The sequence below is a fragment of the uncultured Tenacibaculum sp. genome, assembly GCF_947499065.1.
In the GTDB taxonomy this organism is placed as follows: Bacteria; Bacteroidota; Bacteroidia; order Flavobacteriales; family Flavobacteriaceae; genus Polaribacter.
The window spans coordinates 573,237-591,287 of record NZ_CANMMT010000002.1; the positions used below are offsets into that span (position 1 = coordinate 573,237).

Here is an 18,051-nt window from a genome sequence, read left to right on the forward strand (position 1 = left end):
TGTATTTGATGAAAATGAAGCTTAAAATATTATTATTGATATCAGTAATCATAATTTCTTATAAAACGAAAAACAGTGAAGTAATTATTAGTAATACTGATAAAGCAAGAATATTGAATGAGATATTGTCTGACACAACAGATTTAAAATTAATACCATACCAAAGAGTATTTATTTCTGACTTTAACTTTTTACCACAATTACCTTACATGATTGAAAAAGAAGGTGAATTTGAAACAGTTAGTCATCTTAAATACCTTTCACATTATCTTAAAGAGAAGGATACTTTATTTCTTAAAAAGCAAATTGAGAAAAACAAAACATTTAATCTAAAAATGTTAGCTAAGTATAATTACCAAATTCTCAATACTTCTGAACTTCTTAAAGAGGGAGTTACTCATGATTCTTTAAGTAAAATAGTACATGAAAGAATGACACCTTTAGAAAGACTACATAACGAAAGTTATTTTTTAATTGATAAACCTATTTTTAACAAAAAAATGAATAGAGTATGTTTTGGTATCCATAGAAGATCTTCTGGAGAAGATTTTGTTTTTGAAAAAATAAATGGAAAATGGAAAAAAATAAATTCAAGCTCCACTTGGACTACTTAAACCCACAAAAATTTCCTTAATATTCTAAATTCAAAAAAAATCTAAAAAAAAGATAAAAGCATACCTTTTTGAAAACCAATTAGATAAAATAACACTCAAAAATAATTGTAAAAAAAACGCAATTTTTTGTCGTTTTTTTTTGTGTATTTAAAGAACCGTTGTATATTTGCAACCGCTTTCAGGAAAGCAATTAAATGACCGGGTAGCTCAGTTGGTAGAGCATCTCCCTTTTAAGGAGAGGGTCCTGGGTTCGAGCCCCAGCCCGGTCACTAAAAAAGTTAAGCATTTGCTTAGCTTTTTTTGTTTTTATACGCTTCTTCCCCTCTACTAAACCATCAATTTCACAGTTTATTAACTAGTTTCATTGCAATTATTCTTATTATTGCAACATGCAAAATAAATATACTCTTTTAACCCTCTTATTATTTATTTCGTTTTTAGGATTTTCCCAAGAACAGAAATTAAAAGGTCAAATAATTCACGCTGAAACTAAAAAGCCATTAAGTGCAGCACACGTATTAAATTTGAATTCGGTAATAGGAACCATTACAAACGAAAAAGGACTGTTTGAATTAACTTCAAAAGCAAATGATACCATTTTAGTGTCTTTTTTAGGTTTTTCATCTATCAAATTAAAAGTTACCAACGATCTTTTAAAAGGAAACGAAGTAGTAATCTCTTTAGAAGAAAAACCAGAGGAAGTAAAAGAAGTTATAATTAAATCGACCAAACTAATTGGGGTTTTAGAAGTTGATATAAAGCAAGTACCAAAAGACAGATTTACACGTATACATATAAATGGATTGCCTCAAACATATGAAATCGGTAAACCTCAAAGAATTTCTTCTTCTCCAATAGCAAAACTATTAAATCCGGTAGATTTGGTATACAACCTCTTTGGTAAGAAACCAAAACAGCTGAGAAAGCTGAAAAAACTGAAAAAAGAAGACGATTTACGAAAAATGTTAGCAGGAAAGTTTGATAGAGAGGTAATGATGGAATATTTAGAAATGGACCGCCAAGAACTTACCAAGCTATTAGATGATTGTAATTACTCAGAGTACTTTATAAAGAAAGCAAGCGACTTGCAAATGATTGAAGCTATATTGAACTGCTACGAAAACTATAAAGCACTTAAAAAAGGAAAAATAGAAATGAATAGAATTCCTGATAAAAGAAATTAAATAATAAAAAGCGGCAAAAAAATGCTGCTTTTTTTATGCTTTTAATTCAACCAAAAGAATTAAATTTACGCCTTTAAAACAACACACAAACACAACAAACATAATGATTCATTTCTTTGGAAACGTAAACAGTAAAGTATTTGCTGTTCAAACAACAGAAGAATTAAGTACAGAAACAGTTTCAAAACTTACTTGGTTATTTGGCAACCAACCTAAAATAAATGCGGCGTCTTTGGACGTCTTTTTTGTTGGTCCACGTGCAGCTATGATTACCCCTTGGAGTACCAATGCTGTTGAGATAACTCAAAATATGGGAATCTCAGATATTATTAGAATAGAAGAATTTGAAGCCGTTTCTGAAGAGTTTTCAGATTTCGACCCAATGATTTCTCAAAAATTCAACGGACTTAATCAAAATACATTTACTATTGAAATTCAACCAGAAGCTATTTTAGAGATTGACGACATTGCTGCGTACAATCAACAAGAAGGATTAGCTTTAAGTGAGGAAGAAGTTACGTATTTAGAAGAAGTATCAGAAAAAATTGGACGTAAGTTAACCGATAGTGAGGTTTTTGGATTTTCACAAGTAAATTCAGAGCACTGTCGTCATAAAATATTCAACGGAACTTTTATCATTGATGGAGAAGAAATGCCTACTTCATTGTTTAAATTGATTAAAGAAACTTCAAAACAAAATCCAAACGATATTGTTTCTGCTTATAAAGACAATGTAGCCTTTATTAAAGGACCAAAAGTAGAACAATTCGCACCTAAAACTGCTGACAAGCCAGATTTTTACGAAACTAAAGAATTTGATTCAGTAATATCTTTAAAAGCAGAAACACACAACTTCCCTACTACTGTAGAACCATTTAATGGAGCTGCAACTGGTTCGGGAGGAGAAATTAGAGACCGTTTGGCTGGTGGTAAAGGTTCATTGCCATTAGCAGGAACGGCGGTATATATGACTTCATATTCTCGTTTGGAAGAAGATCGTCCTTGGGAAAAGAAATTTGAAGCTAGAGATTGGTTATACCAAACACCAATGGATATTTTGATTAAAGCTTCTAATGGTGCTTCAGACTTTGGAAATAAGTTCGGACAACCATTAATTACGGGTTCTGTACTTACTTTTGAACACAAAGAAAATTCAGCAGCTAGCGAATCAGAAGCTAGAAAATTAGCTTATGATAAAGTAATTATGCAAGCTGGTGGTATTGGATACGGAAAAGCAGAGCAAGCATTGAAAGAAACACCTAATGAAGGTGATAAAATTGTGATTCTAGGTGGTGAAAACTACAGAATTGGTATGGGTGGAGCAGCCGTTTCTTCTGCAGATACTGGAGAATTCTCTTCGGGTATTGAATTAAATGCTGTACAACGTTCGAATCCAGAAATGCAAAAACGTGCTGCCAATGCGGTTCGTGGTATGGTAGAAAGCGATGATAACTTTATTGTTTCTATTCACGATCACGGAGCTGGTGGACACTTAAACTGTTTATCGGAATTAGTAGAAGATACAGGTGGAAAAATTGATTTGGACAAATTACCCGTAGGTGATCCTACCCTATCTGCTAAAGAGATTATAGGAAACGAATCTCAAGAACGTATGGGATTAGTAATTGCCGAAAAACATATAGAAACCTTAGAAAAAATTGCTGAACGTGAGCGTTCTCCAATTTATACTGTAGGTGATGTTACTGGAAACAATCGTTTTACGTTTGAATCTGAAACCAAAGGTGAAAAACCTATGGATTTAGCTTTGGAAGATATGTTTGGTAGTTCTCCAAAAACAATTATGACTGATAAAACAGTTGTAAGAAATTATAAAAACCCTCGATACAAAACAAGAAATCTACAAATCTATTTAGAACAAGTATTGCAATTAGAAGCCGTAGCTTGTAAAGATTGGTTAACTAATAAAGTAGACCGTTGTGTAGGTGGTAAAGTAGCTAAACAACAATGTGTTGGACCATTACAATTGCCACTTAACAATGTAGGTGTAATGGCATTAGATTATAACGGAAAAGAAGGAATTGCAACTACTATTGGGCACTCTCCTATTTCAGGTTTAATTCACCCAGGAGCTGGAAGTAGAAATTCTATTGCAGAATCGTTAACTAACATTATTTGGGCGCCTTTAAAAGACGGATTAACATCAGTTTCATTATCGGCAAACTGGATGTGGCCGTGTAAAAATGAAGGTGAAGATGCTCGTTTATACAAAGCTGTAAAAGCTATTTCTGACTTTTCTATCGATTTAGGGATTAATGTACCAACAGGAAAAGATTCGCTTTCTATGAAGCAAAAATATCCTGATGGTGAAGTAATTTCTCCTGGTACCGTTATTATTTCTGCTGCAGCTAACTGTAATGAAATTTCTAAAGTTGTAGAGCCTGTATTACAAAATAACGGACAAAGTATTTATTATATCAATGTATCACAAGATGCTTATAAATTAGGAGGTAGTTCATTCAATCAAGTATTAAATACTATTGGTAATGAAGCTCCAGATATTCAAAATACTGCTTTTGTAAAAGATACTTTTAACACAATACAAGATTTAATTAAAGCCGATAAATTATCAGCTGGGCATGATATTGCTTCTGGTGGATTTATTACAACCTTATTAGAAATGTGTTTTGCAGATGTGAATTTAGGTGCCGACTTTGATTTAACATCTTTAAATGAAGAAGACTCTATAAAAGTTTTATTCTCTGAAAATGCAGGAATTGTTTTCCAAGCAAACTCTAGTGTTGAAGCTGTTTTAGCCGAAAAGAATATTGAGTTCTTTAAAATTGGTACTGCCAATAATAGCGGAACCGTAACTATTAAAAACAACGAAGACACTTTCTCTTTCAATGTTGCTGAAATGAGAGATGTTTGGTATAAAACTTCATTCTTATTCGATCAAAAACAAACAGCAAATGGTTTAGCTCAAGACCGATTTGATAATTATAAAGTACAACCGTTAAACTATACCTTCCCTACACATTTTACAGGGAAATTAAGTGATACTGTTGGAAACGTAACAAACAGGCCTAAAGCTGCTATTATTCGTGAAAAAGGATCGAATTCAGAGCGTGAAATGGCCAATGCTATGTATTTAGCTGGTTTTGATGTAAAAGACGTACATATGACCGATTTAATCTCTGGTCGTGAAACTTTAGAAGATATCCAATTTATTGGAGCTGTTGGAGGTTTTTCTAATTCTGATGTATTAGGATCTGCTAAAGGATGGGCTGGTGCATTTTTATACAATGAAAAAGCCAATACTGCTTTAAAGAACTTCTTTAAACGTGAAGATACTTTATCGGTTGGTATCTGTAATGGTGCACAACTATGGATGGAGTTAGATTTAATCAACCCAGATCATAAAGTACACGGAAGATTAATTCACAATGATTCGAAAAAACACGAGAGTTCATTTACTTCAGTAAAAGTTCAAGAGAATAACTCGGTAATGTTATCTTCTTTAGCAGGAACAGAGCTTGGTGTATGGATTTCACACGGTGAAGGAAAATTTAATTTACCTGAAAGTGAAGCAAACTATAATATTGTTGCTAAATATGGTTATGAAGGCTATCCAAACAATCCAAATGGTTCTGATTATAACACAGCAATGTTGTGCGATAGTACTGGACGTCACTTAGTTACAATGCCTCATATTGAGCGTTCTACATTCCAATGGAACTGGGCAAATTACTCCGCTGGTAGAAAAGACGAGGTGTCACCATGGTTGGAAGCCTTTGTAAATGCTAGAAAGTGGATTGAAAATGTTAAATAATTCTTAAGTGTAACAAATGTTACAGACCCTTTCTTTAATTCACATTACTTTTGTGACTTATTATTAATCTATATTTGAAGGGTTAGATTAACAATATAAATTTAGAGGACGCATTTATGTGTCCTCTTTCTTTTTATATATAGCCATTGTTACAATTTGTATTATTATTTTTACAAAAACTAACAACTAAAATGGACACCCTCACTAAAACCATAAAGGATTTAAATACTCCAAAAGGCAGTTTTTTATTAGGAAACTTAAAAGACTTCAAGAAAAAGAATAAACATCGTATTTTAGAACAATGGGCTAAAGAACATGGTGAATTCTTTACAGTTAAATTAGGTCCTTTAAAAGCACTTGTTTCTGCTAATGTAGATTTTAATAATACTATTTTAAAACAAAGACCTGATACCTTCAGAAGACTTTCTAAAATTAATGAAGTCTTTATCGAAATGGGATTTCATACTGTATTTAATGCCGAAGGAGCTCATTGGAAAAAGCAACGAAAACCTGTAGCTGAAGCCTTAAGTGTAAAAAAGGTAAAAGGCTACTACCCTATTATCCAAGAAAAAAATAAAAACCTAATTTCCAAAATAGAAGGATACGCTACCCAAAGTAATACTATAGATATTATAAACGACTTTATAGCTTTTACAATTGATGTTACAACAGAGATTGCTTTTGGTTATAAACTAAATACAATACATAATAAAGAGGATCGTTTTCAAAATTATTTAGAGTTAATTTTCCCAATGATTAATGAACGTATTACTGCTCCAATTCCAATGTGGCGAATTTTACCTTCAGCTAAAGATCGTTTGTTAAAAAAGTCGCTTAAAGAAATTGAAACTATTATTTACGATTTTATCAATGAAGCTAAAATTCGATTAGCAAACAATCCTGAATTAAAAGAGGCGCCTTCTAATTTTTTAGAAGCTTTATTAGTTGAAAGCGAAAAAGAAGACACTGTTTTTGATGAAAAAACCTTGTATGGAAATGTAATAGCTATGTTATTAGCTGGTGAAGACACTACTTCTAATACTTTAGGCTGGACTTTGTATTATTTAACACAACATCCTGAAATAGTTCAAAAAATTAGAGAAGAAGCTTCTCAATATGATGGTTTTGTTCCAGATAATTATGATGTTATTTCTAGTTTAAAATATACCAATGCTGTAATTCAAGAAGCAATTCGCTTGAAACCTACTACTCCAATGCTGTATTTTCAAGCAAATGAAGCTACTACTGTTAATAATATTGCTATTCCAAAAGACACAAGTATTATTCTGTTAAATAGTTATGCAGCTATGGAAGAAGACTATTTTTCTAATTCTAACGATTTTGATCCAAATAGATGGTTAAAATCTGAATGTCCTTATCATAAAAATCATACTCCTAAAGCTATTAAAGCATTTGGTGGTGGTTCTAGATTGTGTCCTGGTATGCATTTATCAATTATAGAAATGACAACCGCTATTTCTAGTATTTGCAAACAATTTGACCTTAGTTTAAGCGTAAAACCTGAAGATGTTGAGGAAAACTTTGCTTTTACTGTGTATCCAGAAAACTTAAAGGTTCAATTTAAAAAAGCCAATTTATAGATTCGTATCTTTTTTAGCTTTTTCTAATAAGCCTAAAGCTACCGAATCCATTGAGTTATTTTCTATCAGTTTTGCCTTTGAAAAAGTTTCTTTAAATAGTTGCTTTACCAAAGGCATTTTACTGGTACCTCCAGTTAAAATAAGGTAGTCAATCGATTTTTCATTAACTCCAGCTTGCAAACAACAATCATTAGCTGTAGCTACTATTTTGCTAATAACACCATTAATTGCATCTTCTAATAAGCTTTTTGAAATTGTTAAATTGATATTAGATAAAAATTCACTACTAAACATAAGCTCTTTAGCATCTGATAGTTTTATTTTTGTTTGCTCTATTTGATTTAATAAAGAATGGGCTTTCTTATGCTCTATTAAGCTCTTTAACTGTACTACTTTTTCTTTATACTTCGCATTGTTAATCATTTTTCGAACTAAAAATTCAGTCTTTTTAGTATATAATGAGGTAGTAATCTTATTCCAGTCGGAAGCTTGTCTGTATGGCAATGCTGGTAAGGTTAATCCTTTGAATTTATCTATTGTTTTATACCCCAATTCAGGAAAAAATACTTCTAAAGCAAAGTTACTATCAATATCAGTTCCTCCTAAAGAGATTCCAGAAGTAGCTAATATATTTAAATCTTTTTTATCTTCATTTATTCCTACCACAGTAAAATCACAAGTTCCACCTCCTAAATCGGCCACAATAGCTAAGGAATTCTTATCTATTTTCTCTTTATGATAATAAGCTGCAGCTATGGGTTCTTCTAAAAAAGAATAGTTTTTATACCCTACACTCCTTAAAATTGATTCTAACTGTGTTATTCCTGAGTTTGCTCCTTTTTCTTTTTCTGAAAGTCTAACTGGTTTTCCCACAACTACATAATCAGTTTCACCTCCTAAAAAGTCTTCAGTTTTCTCTTTTACATGTTTTAAATAGTTTACAATAATATCGTGAAAGAAGATATTGGTTCCTGGTTTTAAAGCTGTTCCTTGTTCAAAAAACTGAGTTCCAAGAATTCGTTTAAAACTTTTCATGTATCTACCATAGCCATTGTTTACATAAGTATTGGTGGCTAAATCTCCATAAATAGGCTTATCTATTGCCTCAAAAGGAAAAAACACACTACTTGGTAGCGATTTATTATTGTTTTCAAAAGGAACCATAATGGTCTTTCCTCCCTTATAAACTGTACTAATTGTATTAGAAGTCCCGAAATCTAATCCACAAATATTTTGCATAACACCTAGAAAATTGAAAGACGCGCAATTTACATTAATCTTTAGTTTTCCTAAGCAAAAAAGTATTCTTTTATAAAACAAAAAACTGCCTTTTAAAGGCAGTTTTTTTCTGAACTACATAAAATATTAATCTACTTTTTTAATAGTAGACCTTCCTATAACAATTCCTTTTTTAACTGTTGCGTTTCCTTTGTATAATACTTTAGCTTCTCCATACGCAGTAACTTTTAGTCTATCTGATACATTAAGTTTAAAAGACGCTGCTCCATACGAGGTAACTTTAGTTTCTTTTGTTTCTAAATTGGTTGCCATAAATTTTGCTTCTCCATAAGCTGTAACTTTTAAATTATCTACAACTCCCTTATCAACAGTCACTTTACTGTCTCCATAGATAGTAAAACGTAATTTATTAGCTTTTACATTTTCAATAGTTGTTTTTGATGCACCATACAGTCGTATTTTACTCTCATTAGATGATGTTAAGTTTTTAAAAAGTACATCCTCCTCTCCTCTTATTGAAAATATTTTAACTGGTGTATATTTTACAACAATCTGTGCCTTAGTACCTCTATAAATCGGCACTTTTCTTTTACCATTGTTATACTTTACCTTTTTATTCTTTGTTACTGTTTTTGCCCCTTCTAAATAAATATGAAGTGTTTTATTTTTCAGTTCATACTTAAATTTTTCTTCAAAAACATCTAAGTTTTTAATTTCAATAATAGATTCTTCTCCTTCTACAAATACAGTTTCTATGTGTGGACTAACTATTATTTTATTATAAGCTCCTTCTAAAGGAATTACCTTATTTTGAGCTACTAAGTTGAAATTCACTAAGAAAACTAGCAATAAACCTGCAAATAAACCATTTCTCCTCATAATTATTTTATTCAAATTTTAAATATTTAATTAAATCTACCCTTGTTGCATTATAAGCCTTTACCCCTACAACTGCTAACACTAGTATAACTAATACTAAAGGAGTTACAATATATGGAAGTATTGGCATATCTATTCTATAAACAAAATTATCTAACCAATTTTGCATTAAATAATATGCGATTGGAGTTAAAAAAACCGAAGCTATTAATGTTATTTGTAAAAAGCTTTTTACCAATTGGAACATAATTTCTTTTACTGATGCCCCTAAGGTTTTACGTATAGCTACTTCTTTTAAACGCTGCTGAATGGTTAATGTTGCTAAAGCAAATAGTCCTAACAAAGCTATAATTACTACAATTACTGATAATATTAAAAACATGCTTTGTTGTTTTTTATATTTATCGTACGTTTTTGCAAACTTTTTATCTAAAAACTGATAAGAAAAAGGGTATTTAGCATCTACATTTTCTTTCCAAAAGCTTTCAATTTTGGCAATGGTATTTTCTATATCACTTGACTTAATTTTAAACTGAATTGCTGGTATCCAAGATTTTGCTTCTTTATGAGTATCCCAAAGAACAAAAAACATCGGTGCTATTTTGGCTTCAAATCCATCAAAATGGTAATCTTTCACCATTCCAATTACTTCTAAAGACATATCATCTGACCATCCTAAACCTAATTTCTCTCCAATTGGATTGTTGTAAATACCTAGTTTCTTTGCTGCTGTTTCATTAATAATAATTTTATTAATACTATCAGAAGCTATATTTTTAGAGAAGCTTCTTCCTTTTAACACTTCTATATTCGCAAAATCTATATAATTATAGTCTACCAAATTTGAAGCAGAATTAAATCGTTTGTCATTTACCTCATGTACTAAAGAAGTTCCGTTTACAAAACCTTCCCCAGGCACAAACATACTTGCTGTAATATCGACTATATCAGGATCGTTTGATAATACTTGCTTCGTTAATAAATACTTTTCAAATTCATTCCCTATGTTATATACATCTACAGTTAATACTTGTTCTTTATCAAAACCTAAATCTTTCTCAATCATATAATTAATTTGGTCACTTACTATTAAAATACTGATGATAAAGAATCCAGAAATTAAAAATTGTAGCCCCAACATGATGTTTCTTGCTAAATTTCCTTTCTTATTTTTAGAAATATTCCCCTTTAAAACTTCTACTGGTTTAAAGTTTGATAAATATAAAGCGGAAATACCACCTATTGAAATTGATATTAAAATTACACTTATCAATAAAGTTATTAATGATTTAATTTCAAAAATTGATATCTCAACATGAATAAACTCATTAAAAAAAGGTAATGCCAACTCTACAATGATAAGAGCAAAAACAAAGGAAATTAGACCTTGCACAACAATTTCAAGTACATATTGGAGCAATAAACTAGTTTTAGATAATCCCAGTGTTTTCTTTACACCTACTTCTTTTGCTCTTTGACTTGCAGAAGCTATAGATAAATTGATAAAGTTTACACAAGAAATAATAATTAACAATATAGATAGTCCTAACAATACCATTAATAGTTGGTAATTCCCTGTTCCACTAGGTCCAGCTCTATTTGCTGTACTATGTAAATATATGGTACTTAACTTATCTAATAAAATCCCTGGAGCATCAAACTTTTCATCAAACTCTTCTTCTGATATTCCTTCTTGTAATGCATACTTTTTATGTACACTAACTAGAATCTGAGTCATTTTTTGCTTCACCAATTCTAAATCTGCATCTTTTGTAATTCTACAAAACAATTCATTATTATGATTTCCCCAATGTACTTCAAAAGGAGTACTATATTGCATTATTAAGTCTGGTTCTTGATGTGAGTTTTTAGGAACCTTATAAACACAAGTCACTAAATAATCTTTACCATCAATTTTTACTGAATTTCCAGCCGCACTTGCTCCTTTAAAAATTCGTTTTGCATAGTCTACTGAAAGCGCTATATTTTTCCTAGTTTCTGCAAACTTATGAGTTGATCCTTCTACAATTTCAAAAGGAAAGAAGTCGAAAAAATTAGGATCCGTAAAAATTGTTTTGTTATTAAACTCATTTACTTCATCATACTGTATTACTCTACTCCTATAGTAAGGTTTTACCATAACAGCATCTGTTACTTCTGGTATTTCTTTTGGATATGTAAGGTACATTCCTGGATTTACGGTATACCAAACTTCACTAGATTTTGGGTTTATTAAATTAACCCTATACACATCATCCTTATTTGGATTCCACTGATTATAACTTTGCTCTTCATTTAAATACAAAAGAACTATTAATAATCCCGCTAACCCTAAGGTTAAACCACTTATATTTATAAAGGTGTTTAACCAATTTTTCTTGCTATTTCTATAAAATATCTTAAACCATGTTTGAAGCATATTACTCGAATTTTAGATATTTAATTAAATCTACTTTTGTTGCTTTAAAAGCTTTTAATCCTACCACTAAAAACACTAAAATCATTAATATTATTGGTGTTATTAAGTATGGTAATAAAGGCATATCTATACGATAGACAAAATTATCCAGCCAACTTTGCATAAAATAATATGCTACTGGGATTAATATTATTGAAGCTATTAACACTATTCTTACAAAGTTTTTAATCAATTGATACATAATCTCCTGTACACTCGCACCTAATGTTTTACGTATCGCAACTTCTTTTAACCTTTGTTGAATACTTAATGTTGCTAAAGCAAACAATCCTAAAAGTGAAATTACTATTACAATTACAGTAAGAACCGTAAAAATTGTCTTTTGCTTTTGATATTTTCGATATGTACGCGCAAATCGTTTATTTAAAAACTGGTAACTAAAAGGATATCCTTGTTCTACATTTTGCTTCCAATAATCTTCAATATCTGCAATGGTTTTTTCTATGTCATTTGACTTAATCTTAAACTGAACAACCCAAAAATTTTGTTTCATCCAATCAAAAGAATTCCAGTGCATCATAATAATTGGTGGTATTTTAGCATCCATTCCATAGATATGGTAATCTTTAACCATTCCTATAACATTTAAGTTTTTACCATCATTATCTTTAGAGTTAAATCCTGTACTAATTTTCTTTCCTAATGGATTATCGTAAATTCCAAATGCTTTAGCTAATGTTTCATTTATCAATACATTTTTAATAGTATCTGATGCCAAGTTAGCTTGTAACCCTCTACCTTTAATTACTTTCATATCTACCATATTCATGTATTCAAAATCCATTGCATTGCTATTGGTTTGAACAGATAAATCTTTATATCCTACATTAGTTGAGTTGGAATTACCTCCACCTGGTAAGAAATAATTACTAGTTACAACTTCAATATTCGGATGTTTAATCAATTCTTTTTTAGCCAATAAATACTTTTTGTACCTGTTTTCTGGATCGTTTAGCGAAACCGTAATTACTTGATTTCCATTATACCCTAAATCTTTATTCATCATATAATTTACTTGCTTATAAATTATTAATGAGCCAATTAAAAAGAATCCTGATATTAAAAACTGAAACCCTAACATTATACTTCTAGCAAGTCTTCCTCTTTTACTTCGTGAAATATTTCCTTTAAGGACTTCTACCGATTTGAAATTAGCTAAATAAACTGCTGGTATATTCCCTATGATAAATGATATTACAACTGCTATTATAGCTACTTGATATATAGCAGTTCCATCTCCAATTGAAATACTTTTTCGCATAAAGTCATTAAAGTAAGGTAACAGCAGCTCTACTAATATGACTGCTAGTACAAAAGCTATTATTCCTTGTAGAACTATTTCTAAAACAAACTGACGTGTTAAAGTTAATTTTGATAACCCTAATGTTTTTTTAACTCCAACTTCTTTAGCCCTTTGAGTTGCTGATGCTGTAGATAAATTAATAAAGTTTACACATGAAATGATAATCAATAAAATTGATAAGGTTAACATGATAAGTATTAACTGATAGTTTCCTTTTCCTTCTGGACCAGCATCTGTACCTAAAGACTTTAAACGAATATCTGTTAAAGATTCTATCAATACTTTTGTTCCGTATTTTTCTTCCCATTCACTAGTAGGAACTCCGTCTATCTTCGATTGTGGTTCAACTTGGTTTGTAAACCAAACATTATCCATTTTTTCAATTAAACTATTACTCTCAGCATTTTGAGTAGTTTTAATAAATAATCCAAAAGAAAAATTACCCCAATGTCCTTTCGGCTCTTTCTCATATTGTACTACTATTTGCGGCATGTAGTAATGTTTGCCTGTAATTTTATAAACTAAGGCTACTTTGTATACTCTTTTGTTTATTTCTATTGTTTCTCCCAAAGCCAAAGACACATTTCCAAAAAGAGCTTTTGCCTTTTCCTCTGAAAGTGCCATATGGTTTCTTACTTTCTCAAAATCTTTTACACTTCCTTTTACCACTTCAAAAGGAAAGAATTCGAAAAAGTTCGGTTGTCCCATTAATATATCTCTAGAGTATACTTTTTTCCCAGCTGCTATTAGTAAACTACTATCATACCAATCATTAGACATATAAACAGAAGTAATTTCTGGAATTTCTTCTTTATACTTTGCTCCTTCTACAGCAGTACTACTCGTCCAAATATCACCATCGGACATTTTGTGTACTACCCTGTAAATTGATTCTTTATTTGGATTTTTACTATTGTAACTCTTTTCATCTTGAAAATAAAGTAATACAATAAGTAAACCTGCTAACCCTAAAGTTAATCCTAAAACATTAATTAAAATGTTCAGCCAGTTTTTCTTACTATTTCTATAAAATATTTTAAACCAAGTTTGTATCATAGCAGCTTTTTTATTGAATCAAAATATCTACTTTGTGTTCATTTTTCTTTTCTGAAACAATTTCCCCATCTTTTAATGTAACTACTCTTGATGAAAATTTAGCATCGTATGAAGAGTGTGTTACCATAATAATAGTAGTTCCACTTGCATGTAACTCTGTTAATAATTCCATGACTTCATTTCCGTTTTTACTATCTAAATTTCCTGTAGGTTCATCGGCAAGAATCAATTTTGGCTTCGTAACTAATGCTCTAGCTACCGCTACTCTTTGCTGCTGACCTCCAGATAATTGTAATGGGTAATGTTTAGCTCTATGTGCTATTCCAATACGCTCTAATATTTCATTTACTCTTTGCTTACGTTCTGATGATTTTACATTATTATAGATTAATGGTAATTCAACATTTTCATAAACAGTAAGCTCATCTATTAAATTAAAATTTTGAAAAACGAAACCTATATTAGCTTTACGTAAACTTGCTCTTTCTTTTTCTGTATAATTTGCAACTTCAGTTTCATCAAACAAATAACTTCCTCCATCAGGCGCATCTAACAAACCAATGATATTTAATAAAGTTGATTTTCCACAACCTGAAGCCCCCATTATAGAAACAAATTCTCCTTCTTGTACTTCTAAACTTAATGCATTTAATGCTGTTGTTTCAACATCTTCAGTTCTATATACTTTAGTTAATTCTTTTATCGTTATCATTTTGTTATTTTTTATTTCCATTTTAAATCAAATTTTCCAGAAGCATCGTATCCTTTTACTTCTATTTTATAAATTCCTTTTTCTGTTATTGGAACATTTACTTCTTTAGTTCCAGTTTTTATTTGTTTTGTGGAATTCCATAGTTTTTCCCCTTTAGTATTAATCAATAAAAACTCTATAGCTCCCTTTTCTAAATTGGTATTCCAAATTAACTTTAATTCATCATCCTTTTCTATTGCTATGTCTTGATATACACTACCTGAGAAATAGCTGAATGATGCATCGAGCTCTTCTTTTTCTTTTTGAATACTCCAATCTCTAGCGCTTATATTATTGTAAGATATTTTTGGTGCGCAAGAAACCATTAATATCAGTATTAAAAATATGTTTATTCTTTTCATCATAATATTTTTATTGAATATTTATTTCTTCTACATTTTTAAAATCATCGTAATTAGAAGTAATTACCTTGTCCCCTTCTTTTAAACCTTCTAACACTTCATAATAAAAAGGATTCTCTCTTCCTATTTTTACATTTCGCTTAACAGCTTTGTTGTCTGAACTTAATACAAAAACCCATCTTCCATTTGTTGAATGATAGAACTGTCCTTTTGGTATTAACAAAGCTTTACTATTATTTGATAAAAAGACTTTACTCTTTAAAGACATTCCTCTTTTTATATCTTTTGGTAATGAGTCTTTTTGAAATTGTAACTCAATTTGAAACTGTCCGTTAACTACTTCTGGTTGTATTTTTGAAAGTTTGATTTCATAATTTTTAGCATTGATAGCAACATTCCCTTTAATACCTTCGTTCAATTTTGCAATGTAGTATTCATCTACCTTTGCCATTAATTTATAGCCATCTAATACATCTACTTTTCCAATTGGTTGACCTTGATTATAATTCTCACCTAAAATTGGGTTAAAAGAAGAAAGTAATCCGTCAACAGGAGCTTTAACTGTAAAGTTTTCTTTGTTTTTCCTAAGTAATTCTAAACTCTTTTGCATATTAGTTATCGAAGTATTTATTCTCGATAATTGAGTATCTCTACTCTTTTTTTCCTCACTAACACTTTGCTTTATAACGTTTTTTCTTTCTTTCTGAAACTGAAATTGTTGTGCTGTTTTTTGATAATCATTCTGTGCGACTACTCCTTTGTCAAAAAGTTTTTTATCTAAATCGTGTTGTCTTTTAGCATTTTTAAAATCGTTATCAATACTTAACAATTGTTGATCTAGTGTTAATTGTTGATTCTTAATACTAACTCTAATATTTCTTAAATTATTTATTTGTTCAATGATTGCAGTTTCTTGAGTTAAATAATTTAATTCAGCATTTGGATTGTATACTCTAAGTAAAGGAGTTCCCTTTTTTATCATTTGTCCACTTTCAACAAAGATTTCTGATACTGAACCTCCTTGAATTACATTTACTAAAACCGATGTTTTTGGCTCTACAGTACTATTAAATAAAACAACATCTTCAAAATCTCCACTCTTTACCTCACGTATACTCATATCCATACGCTTTAAATTTATTTGGCTTTTACGTGTAAGATTCATTAGAATTATTGCTAGTAATAATACTATTGGAACTCCCCATAAAATCATTTTTTTCTTCTTTTTATTTTTTGGCTTAATCTTCTTATCCATTATTAATTGCTTTGTTTGACCTAGTTAAAACGATAAATATGCCACAAAAAGAACAAGCACTTAAAGTGTTAGAAATCAATAATTTATATTTTTAAAACAAAAATTAAGTGTTCATAAACGAACATTTATTTGTCCAAATTCAAACAACTATGTAATTATGTAGTATTATGAGAAAAAAAGATGCAACTATTTTAATTGTAGATGATGACGATGATATTCTATTTTCTGCAAGAATAAGCTTGAAAAAATATTTTTCAGAAATTATCACTACAAACAATCCTAAGAAAATTAGTAACCATTTAACCAATACTACTATAGATGTTGTATTACTTGACATGAACTATAGAATTGGTTTTGAGGATGGTAAAGAAGGACTGTATTGGTTAAAACAAATAAAAGAGATTAGTCCTGAAACTACGGTTATTCTAATGACAGCTTTCGGATCGGTCAATTTAGCTGTTGATGCTATAAAACAAGGTGCTACCGATTTTATTTTAAAACCTTGGAAAACAGAAAAGCTGTATGGTGTTGTAAATGCTGGTGTTGAATTGGCTCGTTCATTAAGAAAAACTTCTCAACTTTCTACAGTTCAAGAACAACAGGATAAAGATTTCCATAAACAAACAGAACATATTATTGGAAATTCTCCAGCGATGAAATCTGCAATGAAATTAATGCAAAAGGTAGCTCCAACCGATGCTAATATTTTAATATTGGGTGAAAACGGTACTGGTAAATACGTGTTTGCAAAAGAAATTCATTTATTATCTGAAAGAAAGAATCATCCTTTTATTCATGTTGATTTAGGTTCTTTAAACGAAAATTTATTTGAAAGTGAGTTATTTGGTTATGCAAAAGGTGCTTTTACAGGAGCTCAAAAAGATACTTTAGGACGTTTTGAATTGGCCAAGGGAGGCACAATTTTTTTAGATGAAATTGGAAACCTCCCACTCCACTTACAGGCTAAACTATTAACTGTTATTCAGAACAGAAAAATTACACGATTAGGTGAAGGTACACAACGTGATATTGATATAAGAATCATCTGTGCGACTAACGCTCCAATTCATGATATGGTTGAAGAACAAAGTTTTAGACAAGATTTATTGTTTAGAATTAATACCATAGAACTAAATCTACCTTCATTACGAGAAAGAAAAGATGACATTTTATTATTAGCTAATCACTTTTTGAAAAAACTTTCTAAAAAATATAGAAAAAGTATAATTGAATTTTCAAAGGAAGCTATCAATGCAATGAAAAATTATCAGTGGCCTGGTAATATTAGAGAAATAGAACATATTATTGAACGTGCCGTGATTATTACCGATTCTAATACTATTCAATTAGAAGATTTACATTTTTCTACAAAGAAATTGAATGTATCTTTAGGTGATAATCTTAATTTAGAAGAAACTGAAAAAATGCTAATTCAACAAGCAATGAATAAACATCAGGGTAATATTTCTAAAGCTTCAAAAGATTTAGGTTTAACAAGAGCGGCTCTTTACAGGCGCTTAGAAAAATTTGGGCTTTAA

The 18,051-nt window shown here is 30.3% G+C and carries 12 protein-coding genes and 1 tRNA gene; 6 read left to right on the forward strand and 7 right to left on the reverse strand.

What is annotated here, in order from left to right; genetic code table 11:
• Positions 1-8: 8 nt before the first annotated feature.
• From Q0958_RS06975 to Q0958_RS06995, 5 genes are all read left to right on the forward strand, one after another.
• Complete coding sequence (locus Q0958_RS06975; RefSeq protein ID WP_299121511.1) at positions 9-614, forward strand: hypothetical protein; 606 nt, start codon at positions 9-11, stop codon at positions 612-614.
• Positions 615-810: 196 nt separating this feature from the next.
• Positions 811-883, forward strand: a tRNA-Lys gene (locus tag Q0958_RS06980).
• A gap of 120 nt (positions 884-1,003) precedes the next feature.
• Entirely contained in the window at positions 1,004-1,798 is a 795-nt protein-coding gene (locus Q0958_RS06985) for a carboxypeptidase-like regulatory domain-containing protein (RefSeq protein ID WP_299121515.1), read from the forward strand.
• 58 nt (positions 1,799-1,856) lie between these two features.
• On the forward strand, positions 1,857-5,588 hold the full coding sequence (gene purL, locus Q0958_RS06990) for a phosphoribosylformylglycinamidine synthase (protein WP_299121756.1): 3,732 nt from the start codon (positions 1,857-1,859) through the stop codon (positions 5,586-5,588).
• Between the two features lie 191 nt (positions 5,589-5,779).
• Positions 5,780-7,189, forward strand: coding sequence for a cytochrome P450 (locus Q0958_RS06995; protein WP_299121517.1), 1,410 nt, complete (start codon positions 5,780-5,782; stop codon positions 7,187-7,189).
• On the opposite strand, the gene Q0958_RS07000 is transcribed toward Q0958_RS06995, so the two are convergent.
• From Q0958_RS07000 to Q0958_RS07030, 7 genes are all read right to left on the reverse strand, one after another.
• A complete protein-coding gene (locus Q0958_RS07000; RefSeq protein WP_299121519.1) occupies positions 7,184-8,428 on the reverse strand; it encodes an Hsp70 family protein in 1,245 nt (414 codons plus the stop codon). The two genes, Q0958_RS06995 and Q0958_RS07000, sit on opposite strands and share 6 nt — an antisense overlap.
• 126 nt (positions 8,429-8,554) lie before the next feature.
• On the reverse strand, positions 8,555-9,322 hold the full coding sequence (locus tag Q0958_RS07005; RefSeq protein ID WP_299121522.1) for a DUF2807 domain-containing protein: 768 nt from the start codon (positions 9,320-9,322) through the stop codon (positions 8,555-8,557).
• Positions 9,315-11,726, reverse strand: a complete 2,412-nt coding sequence (locus Q0958_RS07010) for an ABC transporter permease (protein ID WP_299121525.1) — start codon at positions 11,724-11,726, stop codon at positions 9,315-9,317. Before Q0958_RS07010 ends, Q0958_RS07005 begins: the two co-directional genes overlap by 8 nt.
• Before the next feature lies 1 nt (position 11,727).
• Complete coding sequence (locus Q0958_RS07015) at positions 11,728-14,145, reverse strand: ABC transporter permease (RefSeq protein WP_299121528.1); 2,418 nt, start codon at positions 14,143-14,145, stop codon at positions 11,728-11,730.
• A gap of 10 nt (positions 14,146-14,155) precedes the next feature.
• Positions 14,156-14,857 carry an ABC transporter ATP-binding protein gene (locus Q0958_RS07020; protein WP_299121530.1) on the reverse strand — a complete coding sequence of 234 codons (702 nt, stop codon included), beginning with the start codon at positions 14,855-14,857 and terminating at the stop codon, positions 14,156-14,158.
• Positions 14,858-14,868: 11 nt separating this feature from the next.
• The gene (locus tag Q0958_RS07025) at positions 14,869-15,261 is read right to left on the reverse strand and encodes a hypothetical protein (RefSeq protein WP_299121532.1); all 393 of its coding nucleotides are present in this window, start codon (positions 15,259-15,261) and stop codon (positions 14,869-14,871) included.
• A 7-nt stretch (positions 15,262-15,268) separates the two neighbouring features.
• Entirely contained in the window at positions 15,269-16,513 is a 1,245-nt protein-coding gene (locus Q0958_RS07030; RefSeq protein ID WP_299121535.1) for an HlyD family efflux transporter periplasmic adaptor subunit, read from the reverse strand.
• A gap of 167 nt (positions 16,514-16,680) precedes the next feature.
• Here Q0958_RS07030 and Q0958_RS07035 point away from each other — a divergent pair, with 167 nt between their 5' ends.
• The gene (locus tag Q0958_RS07035; RefSeq protein WP_299121538.1) at positions 16,681-18,051 is read left to right on the forward strand and encodes a sigma-54 dependent transcriptional regulator; all 1,371 of its coding nucleotides are present in this window, start codon (positions 16,681-16,683) and stop codon (positions 18,049-18,051) included.

Coding starts and splice junctions, on each gene's coding strand:
- Q0958_RS07030 (WP_299121535.1), bottom strand. CDS start 16,513: ATGGATAAGAAGATTAAGCCAAAAAATAAAAAGAAGAAAAAAATGATT.
- Q0958_RS07000 (WP_299121519.1), bottom strand. CDS start 8,428: ATGCAAAATATTTGTGGATTAGATTTCGGGACTTCTAATACAATTAGT.
- Q0958_RS06985 (WP_299121515.1), top strand. CDS start 1,004: ATGCAAAATAAATATACTCTTTTAACCCTCTTATTATTTATTTCGTTT.
- Q0958_RS07025 (WP_299121532.1), bottom strand. CDS start 15,261: ATGATGAAAAGAATAAACATATTTTTAATACTGATATTAATGGTTTCT.
- Q0958_RS07015 (WP_299121528.1), bottom strand. CDS start 14,145: ATGATACAAACTTGGTTTAAAATATTTTATAGAAATAGTAAGAAAAAC.
- Q0958_RS06975 (WP_299121511.1), top strand. CDS start 9: ATGAAAATGAAGCTTAAAATATTATTATTGATATCAGTAATCATAATT.
- Q0958_RS07020 (WP_299121530.1), bottom strand. CDS start 14,857: ATGATAACGATAAAAGAATTAACTAAAGTATATAGAACTGAAGATGTT.
- Q0958_RS06995 (WP_299121517.1), top strand. CDS start 5,780: ATGGACACCCTCACTAAAACCATAAAGGATTTAAATACTCCAAAAGGC.
- Q0958_RS07010 (WP_299121525.1), bottom strand. CDS start 11,726: ATGCTTCAAACATGGTTTAAGATATTTTATAGAAATAGCAAGAAAAAT.
- Q0958_RS07035 (WP_299121538.1), top strand. CDS start 16,681: ATGAGAAAAAAAGATGCAACTATTTTAATTGTAGATGATGACGATGAT.